Raw genomic sequence first — 25,729 nt, forward strand, 5'->3', positions numbered from 1 at the left:
TGCCCGCCGGCCGTCAGAACGCAAGCTGGATCGCGAGATCGATCGCCAGCAGCGCGATCGAGCAGCCGATGCCGAGAATCACGTTCGGCAAGCGATGCTCGAAATCGCGATGATCCTTGCGCATCGCGGCGCCGAGCAGGAAGATCGCCTCGACGACGATCTGCAGCCCGACGAACAGCAGCATCAGCAGATACTCGTAGCCCATCTGCTTGAATGCGACGAATTGCATTCCGTGATCGCGGATCCACTGGCCGACGCGCAGCAGTTCGTAGACGAACAGCAACGCGGGGAACAGGTAACTGATGATGTAGGTCGGCGCGGTGGCGTGCCGTAGTTCGAGATGGAAGTGCTGATGCGTGGTGGCCATCACAACCCTCCTTGCAACGCATGATTGCGGTCGCGACGGCGGCGCGATCGCGTGCAAACGTCGGGGTTACCCGATGCCCAGTGCGCAGCCGTACGACATCAGCATACTGCTGCGCGGGGAATTTGGCATGCGATGCGTGCGATCGTCGTAAAAATGCCGATGCGGGGCGCGACGGGTTCACCGTGGCGTACTCGCCGGATGCGGTGCGCGATCGGGTTGCGCGATGCCTGATGTGCTCGGCCGCAACCATTCCGGATGCTGCTCCATTTCATCGGCCAACGCGCGCAGCGCGCGCGACGTGCGCGCGAATTGCGTCAGCGTACGGCGGACGTTCGATGTACCCGCACTCTTTTTCCCGAGCATGGCCTGCGCGACCATGAACGCCTGTCGCGCGGTGCCCAGCGCGCCATGGGCCTGCGGCGCGAGTTCGGTATCGAGCCGGGCGAACAGCGCGTCGGTGTTCGCGAGCGCGACGTTCAGGTCCGCGCCCATCCGGTCGAGCGGCAATCGGGAAAATGTGCCGGCGATATCGGCAATCTGATCGCGCAGCACGTCGAGCGTACCGGGCACGGTCGGCAATGCAATCGGCTCGCGAGTCGTATCGACCGACGCGTGCGGCGCGTGCGGAAACATGTCGAGCGCGACATACGAGCGGTTGGCGATCGGATTGCCGATGCGCAACTGGCCGCGCAAGCCGCGCGCGACGAGCGTATGCAACAGCGCCTTGCCGGCAGCGGAATCGCCGTTGCCGAGGACGTCGCGGTAGCGCTGCCCGAGGCGATCGGGGTAGAGAGTCATCGTCACGCGCATCGTGACGTCGCCGCGTGCCGCGTCGTATTCGGTGCCGACGGCCGTCACGTTGCCGAGCTCGATCCCGCGGAAATCCACCGGCGCGCCGACCTCGAGCCCGCGCAGCGAGCGGTCGAAACGCATCACCACCGGCGCGGCTGGTGCATTCGGCGTGCGCATCGCGTCGAGTTCGTCGTCGGCCACGCGAAAGCGCGCGCCATCGGGTGCCGCGGCGATCGACGTGCGTCCCGGCGGCGACGCGAATGCGAGCGCGCCGGCGAGCAGCGCGGCGATCGACGGCGTACCGAGCTTCATACCGCCCGCGTCGAGCTGCACGCCGAGGCCGCCGGCCTGCCACCAGCGCGCATCGGCATCGACGTATCGATCGAACGGCGCGGCGACGAACACGTCGATCGATACGCCGTGCCCGTCGGCGTCCAGCGCATAACCGACGACCTGGCCGACGCGCGCGCGCCGGTGATAGACCGGCGAGCCGATCGCGACGGAGCCGAGCGAGGTTGCGCGCAACGTGTAGTGACGACCGCCGCCTTCGGCGACCGGCGGTGCGTCGAGCCCGGCGAACGCGGTACGCGGATCGTGCGAATGGCCGACGGCCGCCGCGATGTACGCGCCCGACCGCATCGAATCGAGACCGGACACGCCGTCGGGCCCGAGGCGCGGCCGCACGATCCAGAAGCGTGTGTCGGCCACGGCCAATGCGCGTGCGTCGGTGTCCAGCCGCACGTCGATCGTCACGCCCGGTTGCCCGCGCCGTGTACGAACACGCGTGACGCGGCCGATTTCGACATTGCGCAGCCGCAGCGTCGATCGGCCGGCTTCCAGTCCGTCGGCGGTCGCGAACGCAATCGTGAGCGTCGGCCCGCGGCTGCCGAGCAACGACACGCCCCACGCGAGACAGCACGCAACTGCCGCGAGCGGCACGATCCAGACGATCGCCGCACGCGGCCAGCGGGCACGCCACGGCGCAATGCGCGCCGACGTGCGCCCGCGGCGGTCAGTCGAATTGCGCGACGAGCGCATCGGCACCCTTGTCGATTCCGGTTTTTGCCGCGCCGAGCGCACCGAAACTCGCGCCGATGTTCATCGCGTTCGGATACTGCTTCGTCACGTACGCGCTGATCAGCCGGTTCGTCGACGCATCGCGGATCTCCACCGCGTAGATGACCGAGCCCGTGAACGCCCCTTCGCGACCGCGGATCGCCTGCACGCCGTTGTAGACGTTCCCCGCGAGATCGAAATGCGCGAACACACCGGCAAACGTCGTCGTCGTCACGGCGCCCGTCAGCGTCAGTTTCACGCGCAGCGTGTCGGGGCCCGGCGTGCTCGTCAGCTCGAAGCGCTTGCCGAGCTTCTTCGCGAACGTCTCGCCCATGTACGCGGCAAGCGTCGACTTGTCCTGCTCGGTCAGGTCGCCGAACTGATGATCGGCGCCGCGATAGACGGCCACCGGGTCGAGGATCAGCTTCCGGTACGTGTGCCAGTCCGCCGGCAGCGCGTAGCGGTAGGGCATGCGCCCGGACTTGTCCTGCGGATCGCTGCGCAGATACGGCGACGATTCGATGCCGCTGTAGCGGGCGGGCTGAACGCCGGCGCATCCGGCGAGCGCGACGCACAGCGCGGCGTTGAGCAGGTGGCTGGGCTTGATCGATCGGTTCATCTGATTCTCCGGGGTCGGGATTCGCGCCGGCGGAGCCGACACGAAAGGTGGTGCAACAGGGGCGGCAACGCCGCTCGGATTTGTAAAAAAACCAACTAGGCGGTTTGTTTTTGGGGCGTAATACAAGCAATGAATCGCGGGAGCGGCAGGCCGCCCGATAAAGGAGAGCGGCCGGAAAGCCGCGCCCTGCGGGCCTCCCGTCGCGTCACGTGATGTGAGACGCGGCCCGTCATTCGGCCAGGGTCGATGCGGGAGCCGATCGTAGCACCGCCATTTTCGGATGTAAACCGACCAGGCGGTTTGTTTGTGATAAACTTCGCGCACTGTCTTCATGCGGCTCGGCCGCGTGGCCTCATTCCATACCGGGAAAACTTCATGGACAACCCGACGCGTTCCGAGCGAACGCGCACTGCCGCGATCCAGGCGGCGCTCGCGATCCTCGAGCGCGACGGCCCGGGCAAGCTCACGTTCGATGCGATTTCGCGCGAAAGCGGCATCAGCAAGGGCGGGCTGATGCATCAGTTCCGCACGAAAGGCGATGTGCTGAATGCATTGATGGAACATCAGCAGGACACCTACCAACGTTTCCAGCGCGACTATCTGGCCGCGCGCGACCCGGGCGAAGCGCAGCCGACGCTGGCCGCGCAGATCGCGACGATGCGTGAAGTGATCGACCAGCAGCCGTCGGCGGCGCTGGCGATCATGGCGGCGCTGGTCGAGGATCCCGCGCCGCTGCAGAAGGTGCGCGAGACCGATGCCGAGAACGTGAAGCGGATCACGGCCGAATCCGGCGATCCCGAGCTCGCGCTGCTGCGATGGAAAGCGGCGTGGGGGCTCGCGTTATCGGCGATGTTCGGGCTGTGTCCGCTGTCGGCCGACGAGCGCGCGAGGCTGTTCGACCGGCTGCTCGACGAGACGCAATGGCCGTCGGGCGGCGGCGATGCCGCGCCACGCGGTGCGCCGGCGGCGAAAGCGCCGCGGAAAAAATGAAGCGCGCGTTCGTCGTATGCGGCGTGGCGGTCGCCCGTTTCGGGCGCTCGCTGCTCGCGGTCGTGCTCGGGCGCTTGTAAAAGCGTGACGCACACGCACGCTCGCATGCGTGCGTCAGCGTTTGGTTTCCGCGCCTTCGACAAACAGCTTTGCGACCGACTGAAACTCCCGTTTCAGCGATAGCCCCGGCACGGTCAGCCAGCGCAAAATCGCCGCGAGATACAGGTGATGGAACCAGGTTGCGAGCTGATCGGCCCGCAGCGTGCGGTTCAGTTCGCCGGCCTGCTGCCCGGCGGCGATCAGTTGCTGCCACACCGATGCGATATCGCTGCCGTTCTCTCCCGCACGCTCCGGTTCGGCAGCGCCGATGCTCAGGAAGCGGTGCCGCAGGTAGGCGAGCAGGTACGCCGGATGGTGTTCGCACCAGGCGGCCGACGCATCAAGCACGCAGCCGATGCGCGACGCAAAGGTCTTGCGCCGCGCGACGTCGCGCTGCAAATGCGCGAGATCGCGCGCGAGCTCGCCTTCGAGCCAGTGCGCGAGCACGGCTTCCTTCGTCGGAAAGTGGTTGTACAGCGTGCGTTTCGCGACATCGGCCTGCGCGGCAATCTGCTTCATCGTGACGGCATCGTAGCCGTGCGCATCGAACAGGCGCGCACCGGTCTCGGCGAGATGCGCGAGCATCTGGATGCGCTTGCGCGCGCGGCGGCCCGGATCGTCGGTCGAAATCGTCATGGCAGGGGATTGACTGAAAGTGTACGGATTGCATTAGTATACGACGTGCACTTTTTTTGAATCCAACTTTTGCGCCGTGTACGAGGAGCCCCGCATGAAACTCGTCATCGTCACCTACGGCACCGAAGGCGACACGCGCCCGCTCGCGGCACTGGGCCGCGCGCTGCTGGATGCCGGTCACGACGTCCGGCTGCTGGCGGATGCGGCGACGCTCGGCTCGGCCGCCGCGCTCGGCGTGCCGTCGGCGCCGCTGTCCGGCGATATCCGTCGCGCGATTGCGCCGGAAGGCGCGTTGGCCGACGCGGTGCGCGGGCGTGGCGGCTTCAGCGATACATCGAAGGCGCTCGCGGCGATCGCGAACGCGAACACGGCCGCATGGATGCGCGAAGTGGCGGACGCATCGGCCGGGTGCGACGCGCTTCTCGTGTCGGGACTCGCGTCGTTCGTCGGGTTGTCGGTCGCCGAGTATCGCGGCATACCGGCGATCGGCGCGGGCATGATCCCGATCACGCCGACCGCCGAATTCGCGTCGCCGTTCCTGCCGCCGGGAAAGGTGCCGCGCTGGCTGAATCGCGCGAGCCATCGGCTCGTGAATGCGCTGCTGTGGCAGGCGTTCAGGAAGTCGACCAATGCCGCGCGCGCCAGCGTATGCGGATTGCCGCCGCGCAAGCACGTGTGGACCGATCATCCGATGCTGTATGGCGTTTCGCCGGCGCTGCTGTCCGGCCCGGCCGACTGGCCGGCGAACGTGCAGGCATGCGGCCAGTGGCGGATCGAGGCGCGTGCCTGGGCGCCGCCGCCGGAACTGTCGGCGTTTCTCGACGCGGGCGAGCCGCCCGTGTACATCGGTTTCGGCAGCATGGCCGGCTTCGATCGTGCGGCGATGGCCATGGCGCTGACGCAGGCGCTGGCCGGCCGGCGCGCGCTGTTCTATCCGGGCTGGAGCGGCATCGATGCATCGCTGCTGCCGGCGCACGTTCGCGTGATCGGCGACACGCCGCACGACTGGCTGTTCCCGCGCGTCGCGATGGCGATTCATCACGGCGGGTCGGGCACCACGCATTCGGCTGCGCGGGCCGGCATTGCGTCGGTGGTCGTGCCGTTCGCGGGCGATCAGTTCTTCTGGGCGAACCGGCTGCAACGGCTCGGTGTCGCGGATGCGCCGGTCGCGGGGCGGCGCGTGGACGCTGCCGCGCTGGCGCGGGCGATCGCGTTTGCCGAACGAGGCGAGACGAAGGCGCGTGCGGCGCAACTCGGTGCGCGCCTCGCGCAGGAAGACGGGTTGAAGCGGGCCGTCAGTGCGATCGAACGCTGGGGGCAACCGCGCGCGAGGTGAGCCCGCGCAGCGGCATCAGAAATGCCCGGTGAACCGGTAACGGCTGCCCGGGTGCCACAGATTCGCGACCGACGCGACCATCCCCTGCGACCACGTGCGCCGATGCAGCAGCAGGCACGGCTCGCGATCCTCCATCGTCAGGTGGCGGCGCGTTTCGGCGTCGGGCATCGCGGCCTCGATCCGGTATTCGACGCGCTGCAGCGGTGCGACGCGTGTGAGGTACTGGTTCGGCGTCGTCGTCGTGAAGTCCTGCAGCGCGTATTCGGGCGCGCAGGCCGGGTTGACCCAGCGTTCCTCGAGTTGCACGGGCGTGTCGTTCTCGAAATGCAGCACGCGCGAATGAAAGATCGGGCTGCCGGTGTCGAGTTGCAGTTCGTCGGCGAGCTTCGCGTCGGCGATGGCCGCGCCGACCTGCAGCACCTGCGCGCGATAGCCGTGGCCGCGCGCGGCGACTTCATCGGAGATGCTGCGGATCGCGACGAGCGTCGATTCGTATTTCGGCGACGCGACATAGGTGCCGGAGCCGCGCGTGCGCGTGAGCACCTGTTCGGCCGTCAGCTCGCGCAGCGCGCGGTTGACGGTCATTCGCGCGACGTTGAATTCGCGCGCGAGCTCGTTCTCCGACGGCACCTGGTCGCCTTCCGCCCATTCGCCGGCATGAATGCGCGCGAGGATGAAGTCCTTGATTTCCTGATAGATCGGTGTGGTCATGGGATCACGATTCGAGAGTCGGCAGCGGCCCGCCGCCGAATGTCGATCCGGCGCGCGCCCGGCGCCGAGTGTACCGGTTTCGCGGGCGCACGGGCCCGGATTCCCGGAATCATCCCTGTTCGGCCGGCGCGCGTCCATGCGGCGTCGCGGCCCGCCATCTGCTGACGGAACGGCAGTTCGGCTACCGGCTTCTCGGACGCGAAACGGTTGCCGGCTGCCAACGTCACCGCCAAAAGCAGTCTAGACAAATCTGCGGCGTCCCCAGATGGGATGCGTACGCGTCGAGAAAGCCGGATTTCAGCCGGCTGTAATCATTAATTAATTGAAAACTAAGGAAATTTCCAACCCACGATATCAATCCGCCGACAATTAGTGATAAACACGGATTGCTGGCTATGCCCCGGAAAAGGCAAAGTTGTATGTACAACTTGGAGCGCCATCGCGGGGATGGCGTGCCGGTTGGAAGGGTTCCCGGCGGGAGCCCGTTGCCCAGCTTGCCTCAGACAGGAACGTCATGAAGAAACTCGCGCTCAGTATTGCCCTAGCCTGCATCGCGGTCGGTGCCCATGCGAAGGATTGGTCGACGATCCGGTTCGGCGTCGACGCCAGCTATCCGCCGTTCGAATCGAAGGACGCAAGCGGCAAGGTGGTCGGCTTCGACGTCGATCTCGGCAACGAGATCTGCGCGCGCCTGAAGGCGAAATGCGTGTGGATCGAGAACGACTTCGACGGGATGATTCCGGCGCTGAAGGCGAAGAAGTTCGACGGCGTGCTGTCGTCGATGTCGATGACGCCGGCGCGCGCCGAGCAGATCGCGTTCTCCGACAAGCTGTTCAACACGCCCACGCGCCTCGTCGCGAAGAAGGGCGCGAACCTGCAGCCGACGGCCGAATCGCTGAAGGGCAAGTCGGTCGGCGTCGAGCAGGGCACCATCCAGGAAACCTACGCGAAGGCGTACTGGGCGCCGAAGGGCGTGCAGGTCGTGCCTTACCAGAACCAGGACGGCGTGTACCAGGACCTGATGTCGGGCCGCCTCGACGCGGCGCTGCAGGACGCGGTGCAGGCCGACATCGGCTTCCTGAAGACGCCGCGCGGCGCGAACTTCCAGTTCGCCGGCGGCGACATCGACGATCCGAAGACGCTTGGCAACGGCGCGGGCATCGGCCTGCGCAAGGACGACGCCGACCTGAAGGCGAAGATCGACCACGCGATCGCCGACATCATCAAGGACGGCACGTACAAGAAGCTCGAGAAGAAGTACTTCGCGTTCGACGTCTACGGCGGCTGACGCTTTTGCGGCGCACGCGGCTCCGGTCGCGCTGCGCCGCTCGTTTTTCCGGATCGGGATACGCTGACATGATTTTCCAGGGATTTGGCCCGCTGCTGTGGGCCGGCACGGTCGAGACCGTGAAGCTCGCGGTGCTGTCGCTCGCCGCGTCGCTCGTGCTGGGGCTCGCTGGCGCGGCCGCAAAACTGTCGACCAACCGCGTGCTCAAGGCGGTCGGCACCTTCTATACGACGCTGATCCGCGCGGTGCCGGATCTCGTGCTGATGCTGCTGCTGTTCTACGGGATCCAGATCCTGCTGAACAACGTGACCGACCTGCTCGGCTGGGACCAGATCGACATCGACCCGTTCGTGGCGGGCGTCGTGACGCTCGGCTTCATCTACGGCGCGTATTTCACCGAGACGTTCCGCGGCGCGTTCCTCGCGGTGCCGCGCGGCCAGCTCGAAGCGGGCTTCGCGTACGGGATGGGTGGCTGGCGCGTGTTCCGCCGCATCCTGTTCCCGCAGATGATGCGCTTCGCGCTGCCCGGCATCGGCAACAACTGGCAGGTGCTCGTGAAAGCCACCGCGCTCGTGTCGATCATCGGCCTCGCCGACATCGTCAAGGCGTCGCAGGACGCGGGCAAGAGCACGCTCGATTTCTTCTTCTTCACGCTGGCCGCGGGTGCGATCTACCTCGCGATCACGACGGTGTCCAACCTCGTGCTGCATCGTCTGGAGAAGCGTTATTCCGTCGGCGTCCGGAGGCTCGCACTGTGATCGAACTCGTCAGCCAGTACTGGCAAAGCTATCTGTACACCGACGGCTACCGCTTCAGCGGCCTCGCGATCACGCTGTGGCTGCTGGTCGTGTCGATCGTGCTCGGTTTCGCGCTGGCGGTGCCGCTCGCGATCGCGCGCGCATCGTCGAACCGCTGGATCTCGGGCCCCGTGTGGCTCTATACGTACGTGTTCCGCGGCACGCCGCTCTACGTGCAACTGCTGATGTGCTACACGGGGATCTACAGCCTGCAGGTGGTGCACAACCACGTGCTGCTCGACACGTTCTTCCGCAACGCGATGAACTGCACGCTGCTCGCGTTCGTGCTGAACGAATGCGCGTATGCGACGGAGATCTTCGCGGGCGCGATCAAGGCGACGTCGGCCGGCGAGATCGAAGCCGGAATGGCCTACGGGATGTCGCGCTTCAAGCTGTATACGCGGATCATCCTGCCGTCCGCGCTGCGCCGCTCGCTGCCGAGCTACAGCAACGAAGTGATCCTGATGCTGCATGCGACCACGCTCGCGTTCACCGCGACCGTGCCCGACATCCTGAAGGTCACGCGCGACGTCAATTCGGCGACGTACATGTCGTTCCAGGCCTACGGCATCGCAGCCGTGCTGTACGCCGCCGTCGTGTTCACGCTCATCTGGGCGTTCCGCAAGCTGGACACGCGCTGGCTCGCGTACCTCTCGCCGCGCGGCCATTAACGCATTCGCAAGATCAGCAAGGAAGGACCAAGCATGTACAAGCTCACCGTTGACAACCTGCACAAGAAATTCGGCGACAACGAGGTGTTGAAGGGCGTGTCGATGAAGGCGAAGGCCGGCGACGTGATCAGCATCATCGGCTCGAGCGGCTCCGGCAAGAGCACGTTCCTGCGCTGCATCAACTTCCTCGAGCAGCCATGCTCGGGGCAGATCACGATCGGCAGCGAGCCGATCCAGACCACGCGCGACCGCAACGGCTCGCTGCGCGTGGCCGACCAGAAGCAGCTGCAGCGGATGCGCACGAAGCTGTCGATGGTGTTCCAGCACTTCAACCTGTGGGCGCACATGACGGTGCTCGAGAACGTGATCGAGGCGCCGATGGCCGTGCTCGGCGTCGGCAAGGACGAGGCGATCGCGCGGGCGCGCAAGTATCTGGAGAAGGTCGGCCTTGCGCCGCGCGTCGAGGGCATGTATCCGTCGCACCTGTCGGGCGGCCAGCAGCAGCGCGTCGCGATTGCGCGCGCACTCGCGATAGAGCCGGAAGTGATGCTGTTCGACGAACCGACGTCGGCGCTCGATCCGGAACTCGTGGGCGAAGTGCTGAAGGTGATGCAGAAGCTCGCCGAGGAAGGCCGCACGATGGTGGTCGTCACGCACGAGATGGGCTTCGCGCGCAACGTGTCGAATCATGTGATCTTCCTGCATCAGGGGAAGATCGAGGAAGAAGGCGATCCGCAACAGATTCTCGTGAATCCGAAGAGCGAGCGGCTCGGGCAGTTTCTGTCGGGGCGGTTGAAGTAAACCCGCGTGCGGGCGGGGCGATGCATTAGCGCCCGTGACGCAGTTGCGGCTTCACGGGCGTTGATGCAGGTCATGCCTACTGTTGCGCGAGCGCGTCCGTCAACGGCCGCTGCGCGACCCGCACGAGATTGTCGCGGCTCGCACTCGGGCTCGACCATTGCAGGTGCATGCTGGCCGGCCCGCTCGCGTGCACGTACTCGACGCGGATCGGCACGTTCCGCTTCTGCGACAAGTGGATGCGGCCCTTCGCGGTCGCGAGCCCCGGCTGTTCCTTGTCGATCACCTTGCGGCCGTCGATCCACACGCGCGCGACGTTGTCGCTCGTCACGCTGAACGTGTAGTTGTCGGCCTTCGGAACGTCGAGCGCGCCGGTCCAGCGAATCGCATAGTTCGTCGCATTCATTCCCTTCGACGCATCGGGCGAATCGGTGCCGCGCTCGGTGTTCAGGTCGAAATCGACCAGCGGCGTGATCGACGAGAACACCGGCGTGGTGAACGTCGTGTCGTTGTAGTACGTCGCGTTCAGCACGCGCAGCCGCGAGCTGAACGCGCTCGCGAGCGCCTGCACCTCGGCCGTGCTCCACGGGTGGCCGTCGGGGTAGAGCGTTCCCTGGAACGGCGTCGCCGGCTCGACGGTTGCCGGCGCGGATGCCGTTTGCCCCCAGTGGAAGCGGGTGTTCGTGCGGCCGATCATCAGTTCCCACACGAGGAAGCCCGTCTTGCCGCCATAGGTGGACGCGATGCCGGCCATCGTCTGGCCCGCCTGGCCGCCCGGCCAGCCGCGCTGCAGCGTTTCCGAGTTCAGGCTGTCGAGCAGGCTCGGCGGCAGCGAGTAGTCGGGCGTCGTCGCATTGATCGCGTACGGGTGGAACGCATGGAAGTCGGAGAAGTAATCGCCTTCCGGCTCCTGCACGTTCGGCGAATTGATCGGCTGCGTCGCGCCCGCGTTCAGGATCGCGATGCGCGCGTCGTTCATCATCAACGCGCGCGTCGGTTGCAGCGCGCCGTTGCCGCTGCAGCCGGGCTCGTTCATCGGCTCCCAGTACAGGATGCGCGGGTCGTTGCGGTGCGCGGACACGAAATCGGCGATGTAGTGCTGCAGGTCCTGCTTGTACGTGGTCGACGTGCCCGCCGCGATCGGTTGCAGGTACTGCTGCTCGATCGACTGCCCGGGCGACTGCACCCAGCGGCTGTTGTGCACGCCGAAGATCGGCGCGGGCTGCGGACCGTACGCGGGATCGACGTGCCAGCAATCGTCGTAGAAGATCGGCGCGACCTTCAGCCCGTGGCGCGCGGCGATCTCGAGCAGGCTGTCGAATTTCGCGAGGAACGCGTCGCGGTCGTTGACCCAGTTCAGGTAGTGCAGGTACACGGTGATCGTGTTCATCCCGTAGGTCTGCGCGTAGTCGAGCTCGCGGTCGACGATCGCCGGATCGTAGTTCTGCCAGAAATCGATCGCGTTGACGGCATTCCACGGGTTGTACACGGCGCCCACCACGCGCGAGAAATCATACGTTTTCGGCGCGACGTCCGGATAGCGGCTCACGGTCACGTTGCTGAACGCGACGCTCGCGCCGAAGCGGCGCAGCCCGAACGCACCCGCGCGCAGCGCGGTCGTCAGGCCGCTCGTCGCGTCGTTGATGCTGATCACCTGCGTGCCGTCGACGAACACGTCGATCGCGTTGTTGCGCGTGACGACCTTCAGGTGGTGTGTGCTGCCCGGCACGACCGCGGGCGCCGGGTAGTCGACGAAATCGGTCCAGTTGTTCTGCTCGCGGCCGACCTGCACCACGTGGCGCACCGCGTCGAGCCCGACGTAGTAGCCCGTCAGCGCATCGGTGCCGACCGACGGGTTCGTCACGTGCACGATGAAGCCCGCATTCGCGGTCGTCGCGCCCGGCGCCGGGGCGCCGATCGTCACGTCCGCTTCGTACGACGCATGGCCGTACGCCGGATGCTGCGCGTTGGTGACGAGCTTCGCGCCATCCGTACTCGTGCCGTCGATCCGGATCGTGTTCGTGCCTCCGCTCGTCCAGGCCGGGCCGTACGTATCGAAATCGGCGAGCGTCAGCGTTTGCGTGTCGGTCGCGACCGGCGGCGCCGGCGGCGCATAAGGTGGCACGCCGCGCGACGACACGCGCAGCGCGGGCGTCGGCCCCGGTAGCCCGAGCGTGACGAGCTGGTTCGGGAAATGCGACGGGCCGCCGTGCCCCATGTTCATGAAATCGCCGGACGCGGCGGCGTCGACCGTGGCGGTGCTGTCGCTGGACGCGGCATCGACGGACGCACGCGCGGCGAGTGCGGATGCCGACGGGGCGGACGAATCATCGCCGCCGCACGAGGCGAGCAATACGACGACCGCGAGCGCGGCGGGCTTGAGACGAGACGTGATAGTCATTCTGGACTCCGGATGAATGAGGAGAAGCGGACGACTGGTGACTCGATGCGGATGAAGCGGTGCCCCGACGGCAAGCGTCGCGGCACGGTGCGCGTGTGATGTGCGGACGGCACGGAGCGGGCAGCGCGGCGGGTTCGCGCGCAGTCGCTTCCGGTCACCGTCTCGTCGTGTTGCTGTGTGGTGGCACCGGGTTCTGCTCGATGCCGACGCAAGTATAGAAATGCTTTGAAATTATTACTAATAATTTAGTGATGATGTTTACCCTGAAGCATGGCGCGATGGAGGGTAAGCAGCGGGCGAGCGCCGACCCGCGCGGGCGGCGCATGCGCCGCACCGCATCATGTGGTGTACGGGAGGAGGGGGGCTGGGGCGTGCTTACGCGCTCGCCGATTGCGCGGCCGTCTCGACGGTCCGCACCGACCCGCGCTCGACCAGCGGCCCGTCGAGCTTGATCGCGCGGCGGCGCACGGGCATCCCGACCGCGCGGTTCTGTTCTTCCTGCAGCAGGATCTCGACGGCCCAGCGGCCCAGTTCGTAGTTCGGCAATACGATCGTCGACAGCGGCGGGTGCGTGTGTCGCGCGATTTCCTGGTCGTCGTAGCCGAGCACCGAAACGTCGTCGGGCACGCGCATCCCGAGATGCTTGACGGCCTCGATCGCGCCGATCGCCATCAGGTCGTTCGCGCAGAAGATCGCGGTGGGCGGGTGCGGCTCGCGCAGCAACGACAGCGTTTGCTCGAAGCCGGTATCGGAGCCCCAGTCGCCGTCGCGCACGAGTTCCGGCGCGAACGGGATGTCGGCCGTGGCGAGCGCGGTGCGATAGCCTTTCAGGCGATCCTTCGCGGCGTCCTGCCACGGTTCGCCGTTGACGTAGCCGATGCGCCGGTGGCCCGCGCGCAGCAGGTATTCGGTCGCCGCATGGCCGCCCGCGACTTCGGCCGGCACGATCGACGACAGCCCGCTGTCCGTCGTATAGCAGTTGAGCAGCACGGCCGGCACGCGCGGCAGCTCGGCCGGCAGCGCGACCTTGCGCGTGTAGACGGTCGCATAGACGACGCCGAGCAGGTTCGGCATCGCGAGCACCGACTCGAGCACCTGACGCTCGATGTCGACGTTGCCGTGGGTCGAGTACACGGCGAGCAGCTTGCCGTTCGCGTAGGCCGCGTCGCGCGCGCCGTCGATATTGACGACCGGGTGCGGGCTCGTCGAGATTTCGTCGGCGAGATAGACGATCAGGTCGCGCTCGCCGCTGTGCGTCATCGTCACTTCGCGCGGCAGGAAGCGGTAGCCGAGTTCGTGCGCGATCTTCAGCACTTTTTCGCGCGTGGCGTCCGAGAATTTCGTGCCCGCCGCGTTGTTCAGCACGAGGGAGACGGTGGATTGCGACACGCCGGCAAGCTTGGCGATGTCGGTCATCGTGGGGCGACGTTGAGTAGAGCGTTTCACGGTAGGAGCGCGGTCCGGCCTCGGCAGGATAGGCAAATAAAATCGTTGATGAACAGCGGGTCGGATCATCTGACCCGACGGTAACATCGGCCATTCGGGCCGGCAATCAAGCTTTACGCGTGCTGCGCCGGATGCGTGGATGTCGAGATAATAATATCAACAAATATTATTGACCACGCGGGCGGCGCCGTGCCATCCTTGGCCGCACATGCCCGCGGCCGGATGCTGCACGCCGGCCTGCGGGATCGTCAGCTTCATCCCGGGATGATCGATGCCGATGGGAATGCCCCGCCACACCGACTTGATCGAACTCGCCAGCGGGTCGACCCGCGTACGCGTCGCGCCGCGGGCCGGCGGATCGATCGCCGCGTACTACGACGACGCGCCGGACGGCCCGCAGCACTGGTTCCGCCCGACTTCCGACGCGGCGCTCGCGAGCGGCGATCCGCTGCGCTTCGCGAGCTTTCCGCTGTTTCCTTACTGCAACCGCATCCGCGACGCGAAGTTCGAATTCGACGGCCGCACGATCGACTTGTCCGGCCCGGACGATGCGTATCGCCATGCGCTGCACGGGCACGGCTGGCTGCGCCCGTGGCAGGTCGAGCGGCGCGACGACACGCAGGTCGACCTGCGCTTCGAACATCGCCCCGATACGGGCCGCGCTGGCGACTGGCCGTTCCATTACGAGGCGCGCCAGTCGATCCGGCTGGACGGCCCCGTGCTGTCGATCACGCTGTCCGCGCGCAACCTCGGCGCGTCGCCGATGCCGTTCGGCATGGGCCATCACCCGTATTACCTGCGCACGCCGCACACCGTCGTGAAGGCGCACGTCGACGCGATGTGGCACGCCGACGCCGATGTGCTGCCCACCCACGTCGGCGATCATCCGGCCGTCGCCGCGCTGCGCGACGGGATGCCGGTCGATGCATTCGAGCTCGACAACAATTTCGTCGGCTGGACCCGCGAAGCCGCGGTGATCTGGCCGGAGCGCGGCCGGCGGATCGTGCTGCAGGCCGAGCAGCCGTTCGACCAGCTCGTCGTGTACGCCCCGTCGGGCGCGGACGCGCTGTGCGTCGAGCCCGTCACGAACACGACGGACAGCTTCAATGCGGCGGAACCCGCGTCGCTCGTCGGCGGCTGCGTGCTGGCGCCGGGCGAGTCGCTGCAGGCGACGTTGCGGTGGACGCCTGGCCCCGCCTGACGGATTCGGCGGTACGGGATTATCCTGAGTCGGGTAGGCGATAATATCGAGTAATAATATTAATTCGTGATGCCGCCGCCGCGGGTGTGTCATGGGGCGCGGGCCGATCACGACATCACAACACTTGGAGACGATGATGCCGAGCCGTGCAAAGCTGCAACGTATCGTGGTGACGATGGGTGTGACGCTCGGATGCGTCGCGATCGCGCATGCGCAGGACAACGCGCAGAAGGTCGGCGCCAGTTCCGCGCAGACCTGCACGAATCCGAAGCCGGGCAGCGTGAAGCTGACCGATCTCGTGGTCGGTTTCTCGCAATCGGAGAACGAACAGAACCCGTTCCGCGCGACCGAAACCGCGTCGGTGCGCGCCGCGGCGAAGGCGGCGGGCGTCAAGCGGCTGCTGTATACGAATGCGAACGCGAACCAGGCGAAGCAGGTCGCCGATATCGAAAGCATGATCAACCAGGGCGCGCAGGCGCTGATCGTCGCGCCGAACGATTCGACCGGCCTGCAGCCCGCGCTCGCACAGGCGCGCGCGAAGGGCATCCCGGTCGTGACGATCGACCGCCAGACGGCCGGCACGCCGTGCCAGGATTTCATCACGTTCCTCGGTTCCGACTTCTTCCGGCAAGGGCAGCGCGCCGCGCAGGCGCTCGCCGATGCGACGGGCGGCAAGGCCACGATCGCCGAGATCCAGGGCGGCTATGGCAATACCGTCGAGAGCCAGCGCACCGACGGCTTCGCCGACGGCCTGAAGAAATTCCCGAACATGAAGATCGTCGCGTCGCAGACCGCGAACTGGTCGGCCACCGAAGCGCAGAAGGTGATGGAGCAGGTGCTGCTCGCGCATCCGGACGTGAACGCCGTCTACGCGCAGGCCGACACGATGGCGCTCGGCGCGATGACCGCGCTGCGGCAGGCCGGCAAGCAGCGCGGCGTGACGGTCGTGTCGATCGACGGCACCAAGGATTTCGTCACCGCGATCGCGAACGGCTCGGCCGCGGCGAGCGTCGAGACGAACCCGCGCTTCGGCCCGCTCGCGTTCAAGTCGCTCGAAGCGTGGTTCGCCGGCAAGCCGGTCGCGCAAAAGCAGATCATGGAAGACGCGCTGTACGACAAGGCGAACGCGAAGCATTCGCTCGAAGCGAACCTCGTCTACTGATCGGCCGGCACCGGCCGCCAACGGCTCAACCGCTCAACCGCGAACGCGAGGCGCGCGATGGACGCAACGCTTCCCGCCGGATCCGACGCCGACGGCGCCGACGGCAAACCGGTCGTGCTCGAGACGCACGGCGTCGGCAAGACGTTCGGCGTGGTGCGCGCGCTGACCGGCGTGTCGTTGTCGCTGCGTGCGGGCGAGGTGCACGGGCTGATGGGCGAGAACGGCGCCGGCAAGTCGACGCTGATCAAGATCCTCACCGGCTTTCACCAGCCCGATGCGGGCGAGATCCGCGTCGACGGCGTGCCCGTGTCGTTCGACAGCCCGCGTGCCGCGCAGCACGCGGGCATCTGCGCGGTCTACCAGGAAATCAACCTGATTCCGGAACGCAGCGTGGCCGAGAACATCTTCCTCGGTCACGAGCCGCGCCGCTTCGGCCCGTGGATCGATCGCCGCGAGATGCGGGCGCGCACCCGCGAGATCGTCGAGCGTTACGGGCTCGACGTCGACCCGGCCGACAAGGTCGGCTCGCTCGGGCTCGGCCAGCAACAGATGGTGTCGATCGCGCGCGGCGTGTCGCTCGGCGCGCGCGTGCTGATTCTCGACGAGCCGACTTCCGCGTTGAGCGGGGCGGAAGTCGAGGTGTTGTTCGGCGTCGTCGAGCAGTTGCGCGCGACCGGCATCGCGATCGTGCTCGTGAGCCATCGTCTTTCGGAGTGCTACCGCATGTGCGACCGGCTCACCGTGCTGCGCGACGGCGCGGTCGTGCGCAGCGATACGCCCGACCGGCTGCCGCGCATGGCGCTGATTTCGGCGATGCTCGGCCGCGAAGTCGGCGCGCACGGCCCGCGCGAACAGGCGGAGGCGGCCGCCGCCGACACGACGCACGAGCCGGCGCTCGCCGTCGACCGGCTGCGCTGGGGCACGCGCCTGCGCGACGTGTCGTTCCGCGTCGCGCCGAAGGAGATCGTCGGGCTCGCGGGTTTGCTCGGCGCGGGCCGCACCGAGACGTTCAAGGCCGTGTTCGGCGCGCAGCAGCCGGACGGCGGCGCGGTGCGCGTCGGCGGCCATGCGCTCGACGGCGCGGACCCGGCGCGGGCGATTCGCGCGGGGCTCGCGTTCCTGTCCGAGGATCGCCGCTCGGAAGGCATTTTCTCGAAGCTGTCGGTGCGCGAGAACATCGTCGTGTGCGTGCTGCCGCGCATCGCACGCTTCGGCTTCATTTCCGTACGCAAGCAGGAGGCGCTCGTCGAGCGCTATATCCGCGAGCTGGGCATCAAGACGTCGCATGCGGGCGCGCCGATCTCGACGCTGTCCGGCGGCAACCAGCAGAAGGCGCTGATCGCGCGGTGCCTGTCGACCGAGCCGTCGGTGCTGCTCCTCGACGATCCGACGCGCGGCATCGACGTCGGCGCGAAGGCGGAGGTGCACGATCTCGTCAAACGGCTCGCCGACGAGGGGCTGGCGGTCGTTGCGACGTCGTCGGAGATGGAAGAACTGCTCGAGCTGGCCGACCGGCTCGTGATCCTGCATGAAGGCGCGACAAGCGGCGAACTGTCGACGCGCGGCGCGAGCCCCGACGACGTGACCGCGTTGCTCGCGAACCAGACGTGACGCACCCGACATCGACCCGAGGATGAGGAAAGCGTGAATCTTGCCAACCTGATGAGCGAACCGGACCAAGCCCGCCGCACGTCGCGCCGCTCGCTGTTCGCGCAGGCGCGCGACCACAGCGTGTATCTCGCGTTCGTCGCGCTCGCCGTCTTCAACCTGATCGTCACGCCCGGTTTCTCGAATCCGCTCGCCGCGCGCAGTCTGCTGTTCCAGGCCGCGCCGATCGTGCTGATCGCGCTCGGGCAGAACCTCGCGATCGCCACGCGCGGGATCGACCTGTCGGTCGGCTCGGTGATGGCGCTGTCGAGCGCGATCATCGCCGTATGCTTGCCGTACGGCACCGGCGCGGCGTTCGCGGCGGCGATTGCGATCGGCCTCGCGGTCGGCCTGTTCAACGGCGGCCTCGTCGCGCGGCTCGGCATCGATCCGCTGATTTCCGGGCTGGCGTTGCTGGTCGCCGCGCGCGGGCTGGCGCAGGCGTTGCTCGGCGGCTCGCGTGTGAGCCTGCCGCCGTCCGATGCGTTCGATTTCGTCGGCATCGGCACGTGCTTCGGGCTGCCGGTCGTGATGCTGATCGCGCTCGCGTGCGCGGCCATCGTGTTCTTCGTCGTGCGCAACACGACCTTCGGGCGCTACACGATTCTCGTCGGCGCGAGCCGCGATGCCGCGCATCTCGCCGGCGTGCCCGTGCGGCGCACGCTGCTGGCGGTCTATGCGGCGAGCGGTGCATTGGCCGGGTTGGCCGGTCTGTTCGCCACCGCGCGTCTCGGCGCGGGCGATCCGAACTACGTCGGCGTGAACTTCGAACTCGATGCGATCGCCGCATCGGTGATCGGCGGCACGCCGCTGTCCGGCGGGCGCGTGTCGATCGTCGGCACCGTGTTCGGCGTGCTGCTGCTGCAACTGCTCGATGCCAGCTTCATCATGAACAACATCAGCTACACGTATGCGCAGATCCTGAAGGCCGCGTTCATCCTCGGCGCGTTGTACCTGCAACGCTCGGGAGCCTGATATGTCGACCGCGCCGATCTCCCCGCACACCGCGCAAGATGCAGGCCGCGCGCGTCGCGCGCAGTTCGTCCGGCTCGTGCAGGCGCGCGGTGCGATCGCGATCCTCGTGCTCGTGTGCCTGATCGCCGGCCGCGTGTTCCCGCATTTCCTGAGCGCGCCGAACCTGCTCGATATCGTCGCGGCCGCCGCATTCGTCGCGCTGATCACGATCGGGCAGAGCTTCGTGATCATCCTCGGCGGGTTCGACCTGTCGGTCGGCTCGCTCGTCGGGCTCGGCACCGTGATCGCCGCGTATGCGGCGCCGTACGGTTGGGGCGCCGCGCTGGCCGCGCCCGTTTGCGTCGGGCTGATCGTCGGGCTCATGAACGGCTGGCTGATCGCCCGCGCGCGGATGGCGCCGTTCATCGTCACGCTCGCCGCGCTGCTCGGATTGAAAGGGCTGTCGCTCGTGCTCGCGAGCCAGGACATGCTGATCGCGAACCCCGGCTTCTTCGCGACGATCGCGAACGGCTCGCTGTTCGGCGTCGGCAATCTCGTATGGATCGTGCTCGTCGCGTATCTCGTCGCCGCGTTCGTGCTGAATCACACGCGCTACGGCGCGGGCGTGTTCGCGATCGGCGGCAACGAGGAAGCGGCGCGCATGCTCGGCGTGAACGTCGAAGGGCTCAAGGTCGTCACGTACGGGTTGAGCGGGGCGCTGGCGGGGCTGGCCGGTGCGCTGCTCGCGTCGCGACTCGATTCGGGGTTGCCGGGCGCCGGCAACAGCTACGAGCTGCAATCGATCGCGGCCGCGGTGATCGGCGGCGTGCTGCTGACGGGCGGCGTCGGCACGCTGTTCGGTCCGCTCGCGGGCGTGCTGCTGCTCGGCGTGATCGAGAACGTGATCAACCAGGTCGGCACGTTGAGCCCGTACTATCAGAACCTCGCGAGCGGGGCGTTCCTGCTGCTCGCGGTGATCGCGCAGACGCTGCTGACCGGCAAGCGGCGCAAGCGATGACGTGCGCGGTGTCCGCCGCCGACGCTATGGGGCGGGGCCGGTGGATAGCGTGCCGCGTTAATGTATGTTTTCGACGAACCGCCTTCATTCAGGCGGTTTTTTATTGCTCTGCTGAATTCGCGACCGGCTTTCCGATGCGACACGTTGCTTTGGATTTCAAACGGTCGCGAAGCTGAAGAACCGGAAAGAAAAGAAAGACGTTCGTCAGCTTCGACCGTCGATTAACGATGCGATGTCAAAGATCGTCAATTGCGCGTGGGCGCGGTGCACGGTTCGTCCACACCCGGCGTTAAGGAGGTACCAGCCGGATCACCGGCTGACCTATCCGGGAGAGTTTCACCATGAACCGCATCGCGAAGATCCTGACGGCAACCGCACTGGCTTGCGCCGTGCTCGTGCCGGCACTGGCCGAAGCGCATTCGCACCGCGTGTGCCATTTCGATCATCACCATCACCGCGCGTGCCGCTGGGTGCGGTAATCGTGGTTTTCCCCGGGATGTCCCGGACATTTTCATCATTCAGGCAAATCAGGAGAGGACCATGAAAAAGACGATGTTGATCGCCGCGCTGGTCGCCGGCATGGGTATGTCGATCGGTGCGTTCGCGCAGGTTCCGGCCAGCGCGCCGGCCGGCACGACGGGGCTTTGCAAGGACGGTTCGTTCTACTCGGGCGCATCGAAAAAGGGCGCGTGCGCCGGTCATAAAGGCGTGAAGACGTGGTACGGCGCATCGGCTGCAGCCGCGGCAAGCGCACCGGCCGCGGCGCCGGCAACGGCGGCCTCCGCCGCGCCGGCATCGGGCACCGCACCCGCGAAGAGCGCGGCGGCGTCCACGGCCGCAGCACCGGGCGGCGGCGCGGGCAAGGTGTGGGCGAACGACACCACGAAGGTCTATCACTGCTCGACCGACAAGTACTACGGCAAGACGAAGCACGGCAGCTACATGTCGGAAGCCGACGCGAAGGCGAAGGGCTACCACGCATCGCACGGCAAGGCCTGCTCGTAAGCGGTTCGCGCGCGGTCGTCTCGCGCGCTGCCCGGGAACGATCGGGATTCACGCCCCGCCATTTCGGCGGGGCGTTTTCGTTTGTGCGGCCAGTGCGCAAGCGCGCCACGCTTTCAATTGCACGACCTGCGCGTGCATCGAAATGAATACCGCGATGTACCCACGCAATCCGCAAACGTTTTACCTTGATTTCGGTTAAGAACGAGGACGAATTCCCTAAAGGATGTTGCGCCCCCTGACGTAAACGAGTCACGGGGACGACTCGCGATCGCACGCTTCAGACAGGCGACGCGCAGTCCGCAATAACCAGCGCAGCAGGGGAACCGACTTGAATCGTCAGCAATCGTGGACGCGTACCGCGGCGCCCGGAGAAGTCATTTACTCGGAGGGCTTCGCGGGCGAGCCCGTCATCTTCCTGATTACCGACGGCAAGGTCGAGTTGTCCACGCGCTGCGACGACAAGCGCGTGATCGTCGCGACGCTCGGCCGCGGCGAGTTCTTCGGCGAATCGGCGCTGCTCGCCGCCGAACCGCGTGCGCATACCGCGAAGGCGCTTTCGTTCTGTCAGCTCACGGTCGTGCCGGCCGGCATGCTCGATGAAGAGATCGAGCGCGTGTCCGCGCTGCTGCGCCATATCGTGCGGACGATGATCCGCCGCGTGAAGCGCAAGGACGACCAGCTTGCGACCTATACCCATGCGGATTTCATGCCGGGCGTGCTGTCGTATGCGCACGTGCTGTCGCTGATGGCCGGCACCGACGCGCGCGAATCGGGCGACACGTGGGCGCGCCGGTCGATGCAGCCGCATGCGGCCGAAACCTCGGTGCCGCTCGCCGAAGTGATCCGCAAATGCCGTGCGATTGCCGGCCATTCGCGGCCGCACGTGCTCGCGATGCTGCGGCGCATGGAGAAGCTCAACCTCGTCACGATCGAAGCCGCGCAGGGCGACGTTGCGGGCGGCGCAACCGACTACGCGGCTTCGTCGGATGCGCGCCAGGTCGTCACGTTCGACGCCGCACGCGTGATCGACCGCGCGCAGCAGGTCGCCGATCACGATCTCGACCTGTCGATCAACAGCGAACTCGAACTCATCGAACTGGCCGATCTCGAATCGCTGATCGGCGTCGACAAGACGCTGCTGCTCAACAAGCTGTCGAACGGCGAGATCGCGGAAGAAGTGTTCGCGTTCCGCAAATCGAAGGTACTCAGCTACGTCGAACAAAAGGGCGTCGCGTACTTCTCGCGCCGCAACGCGCGCCGCGGCGGCGACGTGCGCGCGCTCGAGGATCTCGTATGGATCGACCAGCGCACGCTGTTCGACGTGATCAGCACGTTCGATACCTACGATCTCGCGAAGCTGATCGCGAACCTCGACGATCGCGCGGTGGCCGACAAGCTGTTTTCCGTGATGACCGAGGCGCGGCGCAACGAGGTGTCGTGGGTGATGCGCCGCGAACTCAAGCTCGATCCGGTCGAGATCGAGGAGATCGAGCAGCGCGTGCTGGAGGCCGTACGCGCGGCGAAGGCGCCTGCGGCGGGTGCGACGTCCGTCGCATCGACTTCATCGTCGGATGCGTGATACAGGGAGGCGTATGGATCTGTTGACCCTGGTCGGTGTGGTGCTGGGCGGCGCGGCGATCGTGTTCGGGTTCGCGCTGGAAGGCGGGCACTTCTCGATGCTGTTCCAGTTCGAGGCGCTCGTGATCGTGCTCGGCGGCACGCTCGGCGCGGTGATGATCCAGAACACGTGGGCGCGCTTCTTCGACGCGGTGAAGCAGTTGCGGCTCGCGTTCGTGCGCGCACGCGAGGTCGATCGCAAGAACCTGTCAGACCTGCTCGAATGGGGCGACCGCGCGAAGCTCGACGGGTTGCTCGCGTTCGAATCGATGGACGTGAGCGGCATTCATCCGTTCGCGCGACGTGGGCTCGAACTGCTGGCGAACGGCGTGTCGACCGCGGTGCTCGAGGATGCATTGCAGCGCGAACTCGATGCGTACGAACGTAGCCGCCTCGCCGCCGTACGCGTATGGCAGCAGGCCGGCGGCTATGCGCCAACCTTCGGCATTCTCGGCTCGGTGCTCGGGCTCGTGCAGGTGACGAGCCATATTCTCGAACCGGCGCAGCTCGGGCCGGGCATCGCGGTTGCGTTCGTCGCGACGCTGTACGGGCTCGCGTTTGCGAACCTCGTGTTTCTGCCGCTGTACGGCAAGCTGCGTGCGCAGATCGACAGCGAGATGCGGTTCCGCAAGCTGTATCTCGACGGCTTGCTCGCGATTTCGCGCAAGGAGTCGCCGCATACGATCGAGACGCGGTTGACCGGCGATGTGCGCGGGCGGGCGGCGGAATCGCTGGCGTGATGTCCGAGTGCTCGTATCCGCCGTGCTTCTACCGTATGACGAACCCGGATTCCCGACAGCGTGACTGCTCGAACTGACGGCGCATCCGCCGCCGATCGCGACGATGACGAACTCGAAGGCGCGCAGTCCGGGCGCTGGCTGATTTCGTACGCGGATCTCATCACGACGCTGATGGTGCTGTTTCTCGCGCTGTATGTGCTTCAGCTCGCGAAATACAACGCGCTCGATGCGCGGTATCAGACACTTGCGCGGCAGGCTGGGGGTGTTGGGAGTGCCGCCGTCGATGCCGCCAAGTCCGATCCTGCGCCGCCGTGGCTCGCGTTGCTCGATTCGTTGAAGTCGAATGGACGCATTTCGCTGGTGAAGGCGCCGCACGGCATCGAGATCGGTATCGACGCGAAGATTCTGTTCAACGTCGGCGATGCGCGCTTGCTGCCCGATTCGTCGCCGGTGCTGAACCAGATTGCGCAGGCACTGAGCGCGCATGCGACGGGCGACATCCTCGTTGAAGGCCACACGGATAACGTGCCGATCGCGAACGCGAAGTACGAATCGAACTGGGAGCTTTCGTCGGCGCGCGCGGGGAGTGTGGTGCGCTATCTGACCGAGCGCGGTGTCGCGCCGCATCGGCTGGCGGCGATCGGGCGGGCGGATACGCAGCCGCTTGTTGCGGGGGACGATGCTGCTTCGAGGGCGCGCAATCGGCGCGTCACGATCTTCGTTGCTTACTGATCAGCGCTTTGTATTTGCGTTGTTCCTCGTGCATATGGGCGGATGCATATGCCGGCTCTTTAACAACATAACGAATCTCGAATGATCGCTATCTGAAATCAGCGATGCGATTCTGCTCCCGCCTGCCGATAACCCAATCTGGCTCAGACCGAGCGGTTATCGAGGGTTCCCCATGCATTTCTGGCGCAAGCTTTCCATTCAGAACAAGCTGATTCTCAGCATGACGAGTTGCCTGCTCGTGTTCGTCGCGATTTCGAGCGGGCTCAGCGTTCGTCTGATCGGCGAAGCGGTGCGCGATCGCGTCGTCCGCGAAGAGCTGCCGACTGCCGTCAACGGCATCCGCGCCGACGTGCAGCGCCAGATGGCTGGACCGATCGCCGCGTCGCGCATTCTGGCGCGCGATGCGTTCCTGCTGCAATGGGAAGCCGACGGCGAACCCGATGCCGGCACGCGCAACTGGATTCAGCTTGCGAAGAACGTGAAGGACGAGCAGAAGGCCGCGTCCGTGCAGTGGGTGTCGGTGAAGAGCGGCAACTACTACAACGAAGCCGGCCTGCAGCGGAAGGTGACCGACAAGGATCAGTGGCTGACCAGCTTCCTGTCGTCCGGCAAGGCGTTCGACGTGAACATGGATCGCGAGGTGACCGTCGGCGGCTACATGATGTTCATCAACAGCCGCGTGGAACTCGACGGCGTGCCGATCGGCGCGGCGAGCATGAGCCTGTCCGTGGATGCGCTTGCGAAGGGTATCTCGGCTTATCGGATCGGCGAGACCGGGTTCGCATACCTCGTGCGGCCCGACGGCGCGATCATGATGCATCGCGATACGTCGCTGATCGACGGCAAGCATTTTCTGAAGGATGAACCGGGGCTGCCGGGCGGTGCGTCGTCGACGCTGCTTGCCGGTAAGCCGTATGCGTACCTGAGCTACGAGGGGGATGGCGGCGCGCGCTTCATCGCGACGTCGTTCATTCCGGAGCTGAATGCGTATGTGGTCGTCCAGGTGCCGCAGGCCGAACTGCTCGGGCCGGTGACGCGTGCTATTCGCAGCGCGGCACTGGTTGCGGCGGTGGTGGGGCTCGGGGTTGCGCTGCTCGTGATCTGGCTGGTGGGCAGAGCGATCGCCGCGCCGATCCGCCGGGCGGCAACGCTGCTGTCGGAAATCGCGAGCGGTCAGGGCGATTTGACGCGCCGGATGACGGTCGAGAGCCAGGACGAAATCGGGCAACTGTCGGATGCGTTCAACCGGTTCGTGTCGTCGCTGTCGACGCTCGTTCATCGGATTCGGGCTGCTTCGGCTTCGATTGCGACCGGGTCGGCGCAGATTGCTTCGGGGAATGCGGATCTGAGCGAACGCACCGAAGGGCAGTCGAGCAACCTCGAGCGGACGGCTTCGTCGATGGAAGAGATCACGGCCGTGGTGCGCAACAACACCGAGACGGCGACGACGGCCGCGAAGATGATCAATGGTGCTTCGGATACGGCGGCGCGCGGCGGGCAGGTGGTGGGTGAAGTCGTGACGACGATGGAGCAGATCAGCGACGCGTCGCAACGGATCTCCGAGATCATCGTGATGATCGACAGTATTTCGTTTCAGACGAATATTCTGGCTTTGAATGCTGCCGTGGAAGCGGCGCGGGCGGGGG

The 25,729-nt window shown here is 66.4% G+C and carries 24 protein-coding genes; 17 read left to right on the forward strand and 7 right to left on the reverse strand.

The window, feature by feature from the left end:
* Positions 1-13 precede the first annotated feature (13 nt).
* The 3 genes from C4B30_RS32325 to C4B30_RS32340 all read right to left on the reverse strand — a co-directional run bounded on the left by C4B30_RS32325 (position 14) and on the right by C4B30_RS32340 (position 2,834).
* A complete protein-coding gene (locus C4B30_RS32325) occupies positions 14-367 on the reverse strand; it encodes a hypothetical protein (RefSeq protein ID WP_027782412.1) in 354 nt (117 codons plus the stop codon).
* Between the two features lie 177 nt (positions 368-544).
* On the reverse strand, positions 545-2,197 hold the full coding sequence (locus C4B30_RS32335; RefSeq protein WP_105133504.1) for a PqiB family protein: 1,653 nt from the start codon (positions 2,195-2,197) through the stop codon (positions 545-547).
* A complete protein-coding gene (locus C4B30_RS32340; protein ID WP_105133505.1) occupies positions 2,172-2,834 on the reverse strand; it encodes a DUF3313 domain-containing protein in 663 nt (220 codons plus the stop codon). The genes C4B30_RS32335 and C4B30_RS32340 overlap by 26 nt, the downstream gene beginning before the upstream one ends.
* Before the next feature lie 375 nt (positions 2,835-3,209).
* Here C4B30_RS32340 and C4B30_RS32345 point away from each other — a divergent pair, with 375 nt between their 5' ends.
* Positions 3,210-3,824 carry a TetR family transcriptional regulator gene (locus tag C4B30_RS32345; RefSeq protein WP_034185267.1) on the forward strand — a complete coding sequence of 205 codons (615 nt, stop codon included), beginning with the start codon at positions 3,210-3,212 and terminating at the stop codon, positions 3,822-3,824.
* A gap of 114 nt (positions 3,825-3,938) precedes the next feature.
* Here the strand turns inward: C4B30_RS32345 and C4B30_RS32350 are convergent, their stop codons facing one another.
* On the reverse strand, positions 3,939-4,559 hold the full coding sequence (locus C4B30_RS32350; protein ID WP_105133506.1) for a TetR/AcrR family transcriptional regulator: 621 nt from the start codon (positions 4,557-4,559) through the stop codon (positions 3,939-3,941).
* Positions 4,560-4,653: 94 nt separating this feature from the next.
* Between C4B30_RS32350 and C4B30_RS32355 the strand changes: the two genes are divergently transcribed.
* The gene (locus C4B30_RS32355) at positions 4,654-5,895 is read left to right on the forward strand and encodes a glycosyltransferase (protein WP_105133507.1); all 1,242 of its coding nucleotides are present in this window, start codon (positions 4,654-4,656) and stop codon (positions 5,893-5,895) included.
* Positions 5,896-5,910: 15 nt separating this feature from the next.
* Here the strand turns inward: C4B30_RS32355 and hutC are convergent, their stop codons facing one another.
* The gene (hutC, locus tag C4B30_RS32360; RefSeq protein WP_027782416.1) at positions 5,911-6,606 is read right to left on the reverse strand and encodes a histidine utilization repressor; all 696 of its coding nucleotides are present in this window, start codon (positions 6,604-6,606) and stop codon (positions 5,911-5,913) included.
* A gap of 514 nt (positions 6,607-7,120) precedes the next feature.
* Here hutC and C4B30_RS32365 point away from each other — a divergent pair.
* The 4 genes from C4B30_RS32365 (at position 7,121) to C4B30_RS32380 (ending at position 10,163) form a co-directional block, all read left to right on the forward strand.
* The gene (locus C4B30_RS32365; RefSeq protein ID WP_105133508.1) at positions 7,121-7,894 is read left to right on the forward strand and encodes an ABC transporter substrate-binding protein; all 774 of its coding nucleotides are present in this window, start codon (positions 7,121-7,123) and stop codon (positions 7,892-7,894) included.
* Positions 7,895-7,962: 68 nt separating this feature from the next.
* Positions 7,963-8,652 (forward strand): ABC transporter permease, encoded by a 690-nt coding sequence (locus tag C4B30_RS32370; protein WP_027782418.1) that lies wholly within the window; start codon positions 7,963-7,965, stop codon positions 8,650-8,652.
* Positions 8,649-9,362, forward strand: a complete 714-nt coding sequence (locus tag C4B30_RS32375) for an ABC transporter permease (protein ID WP_105133509.1) — start codon at positions 8,649-8,651, stop codon at positions 9,360-9,362. Before C4B30_RS32370 ends, C4B30_RS32375 begins: the two co-directional genes overlap by 4 nt.
* Positions 9,363-9,395: 33 nt before the next feature.
* Positions 9,396-10,163, forward strand: a complete 768-nt coding sequence (locus tag C4B30_RS32380) for an ABC transporter ATP-binding protein (RefSeq protein ID WP_105133510.1) — start codon at positions 9,396-9,398, stop codon at positions 10,161-10,163.
* A gap of 76 nt (positions 10,164-10,239) precedes the next feature.
* On the opposite strand, the gene C4B30_RS32385 is transcribed toward C4B30_RS32380, so the two are convergent.
* Positions 10,240-12,561: a PA14 domain-containing protein gene (locus C4B30_RS32385; protein ID WP_105133511.1), complete on the reverse strand. Its 2,322-nt coding sequence runs from the start codon at positions 12,559-12,561 to the stop codon at positions 10,240-10,242.
* Between the two features lie 375 nt (positions 12,562-12,936).
* Positions 12,937-13,977, reverse strand: coding sequence for a LacI family DNA-binding transcriptional regulator (locus tag C4B30_RS32390; RefSeq protein WP_105133512.1), 1,041 nt, complete (start codon positions 13,975-13,977; stop codon positions 12,937-12,939).
* 313 nt (positions 13,978-14,290) lie between these two features.
* Between C4B30_RS32390 and C4B30_RS32395 the strand changes: the two genes are divergently transcribed.
* The 11 genes from C4B30_RS32395 to C4B30_RS32440 all read left to right on the forward strand — a co-directional run.
* A complete protein-coding gene (locus C4B30_RS32395; RefSeq protein ID WP_089501343.1) occupies positions 14,291-15,208 on the forward strand; it encodes an aldose 1-epimerase in 918 nt (305 codons plus the stop codon).
* 133 nt (positions 15,209-15,341) lie between these two features.
* Entirely contained in the window at positions 15,342-16,370 is a 1,029-nt protein-coding gene (locus tag C4B30_RS32400) for an ABC transporter substrate-binding protein (protein ID WP_080681277.1), read from the forward strand.
* A gap of 57 nt (positions 16,371-16,427) precedes the next feature.
* Positions 16,428-17,981: a sugar ABC transporter ATP-binding protein gene (locus tag C4B30_RS32405; RefSeq protein WP_105133513.1), complete on the forward strand. Its 1,554-nt coding sequence runs from the start codon at positions 16,428-16,430 to the stop codon at positions 17,979-17,981.
* Positions 17,982-18,014: 33 nt separating this feature from the next.
* Positions 18,015-18,992, forward strand: coding sequence for an ABC transporter permease (locus tag C4B30_RS32410; protein WP_105133514.1), 978 nt, complete (start codon positions 18,015-18,017; stop codon positions 18,990-18,992).
* Position 18,993: 1 nt separating this feature from the next.
* A complete protein-coding gene (locus C4B30_RS32415; protein ID WP_027782427.1) occupies positions 18,994-19,989 on the forward strand; it encodes an ABC transporter permease in 996 nt (331 codons plus the stop codon).
* Positions 19,990-20,330: 341 nt separating this feature from the next.
* Positions 20,331-20,468 carry an HHHH-motif protein gene (locus C4B30_RS35740; RefSeq protein ID WP_174385987.1) on the forward strand — a complete coding sequence of 46 codons (138 nt, stop codon included), beginning with the start codon at positions 20,331-20,333 and terminating at the stop codon, positions 20,466-20,468.
* 61 nt (positions 20,469-20,529) lie between these two features.
* Complete coding sequence (locus C4B30_RS32420; protein WP_105133515.1) at positions 20,530-20,994, forward strand: DUF3761 domain-containing protein; 465 nt, start codon at positions 20,530-20,532, stop codon at positions 20,992-20,994.
* A 328-nt stretch (positions 20,995-21,322) separates the two neighbouring features.
* Positions 21,323-22,573, forward strand: coding sequence for a Crp/Fnr family transcriptional regulator (locus C4B30_RS32425; RefSeq protein ID WP_105133516.1), 1,251 nt, complete (start codon positions 21,323-21,325; stop codon positions 22,571-22,573).
* A gap of 13 nt (positions 22,574-22,586) precedes the next feature.
* The gene (locus tag C4B30_RS32430) at positions 22,587-23,351 is read left to right on the forward strand and encodes a flagellar motor protein (protein ID WP_006484340.1); all 765 of its coding nucleotides are present in this window, start codon (positions 22,587-22,589) and stop codon (positions 23,349-23,351) included.
* 60 nt (positions 23,352-23,411) lie between these two features.
* Entirely contained in the window at positions 23,412-24,083 is a 672-nt protein-coding gene (locus C4B30_RS32435; protein ID WP_105133517.1) for an OmpA/MotB family protein, read from the forward strand.
* Between the two features lie 172 nt (positions 24,084-24,255).
* A partial coding sequence (locus tag C4B30_RS32440) for a methyl-accepting chemotaxis protein (RefSeq protein ID WP_105133518.1) occupies positions 24,256-25,729 on the forward strand: 1,474 nt, incomplete at its 3' end.

This window comes from Burkholderia sp. BE12 (genome assembly GCF_002959955.1).
GTDB lineage: Bacteria > Pseudomonadota > Gammaproteobacteria > Burkholderiales > Burkholderiaceae > Burkholderia.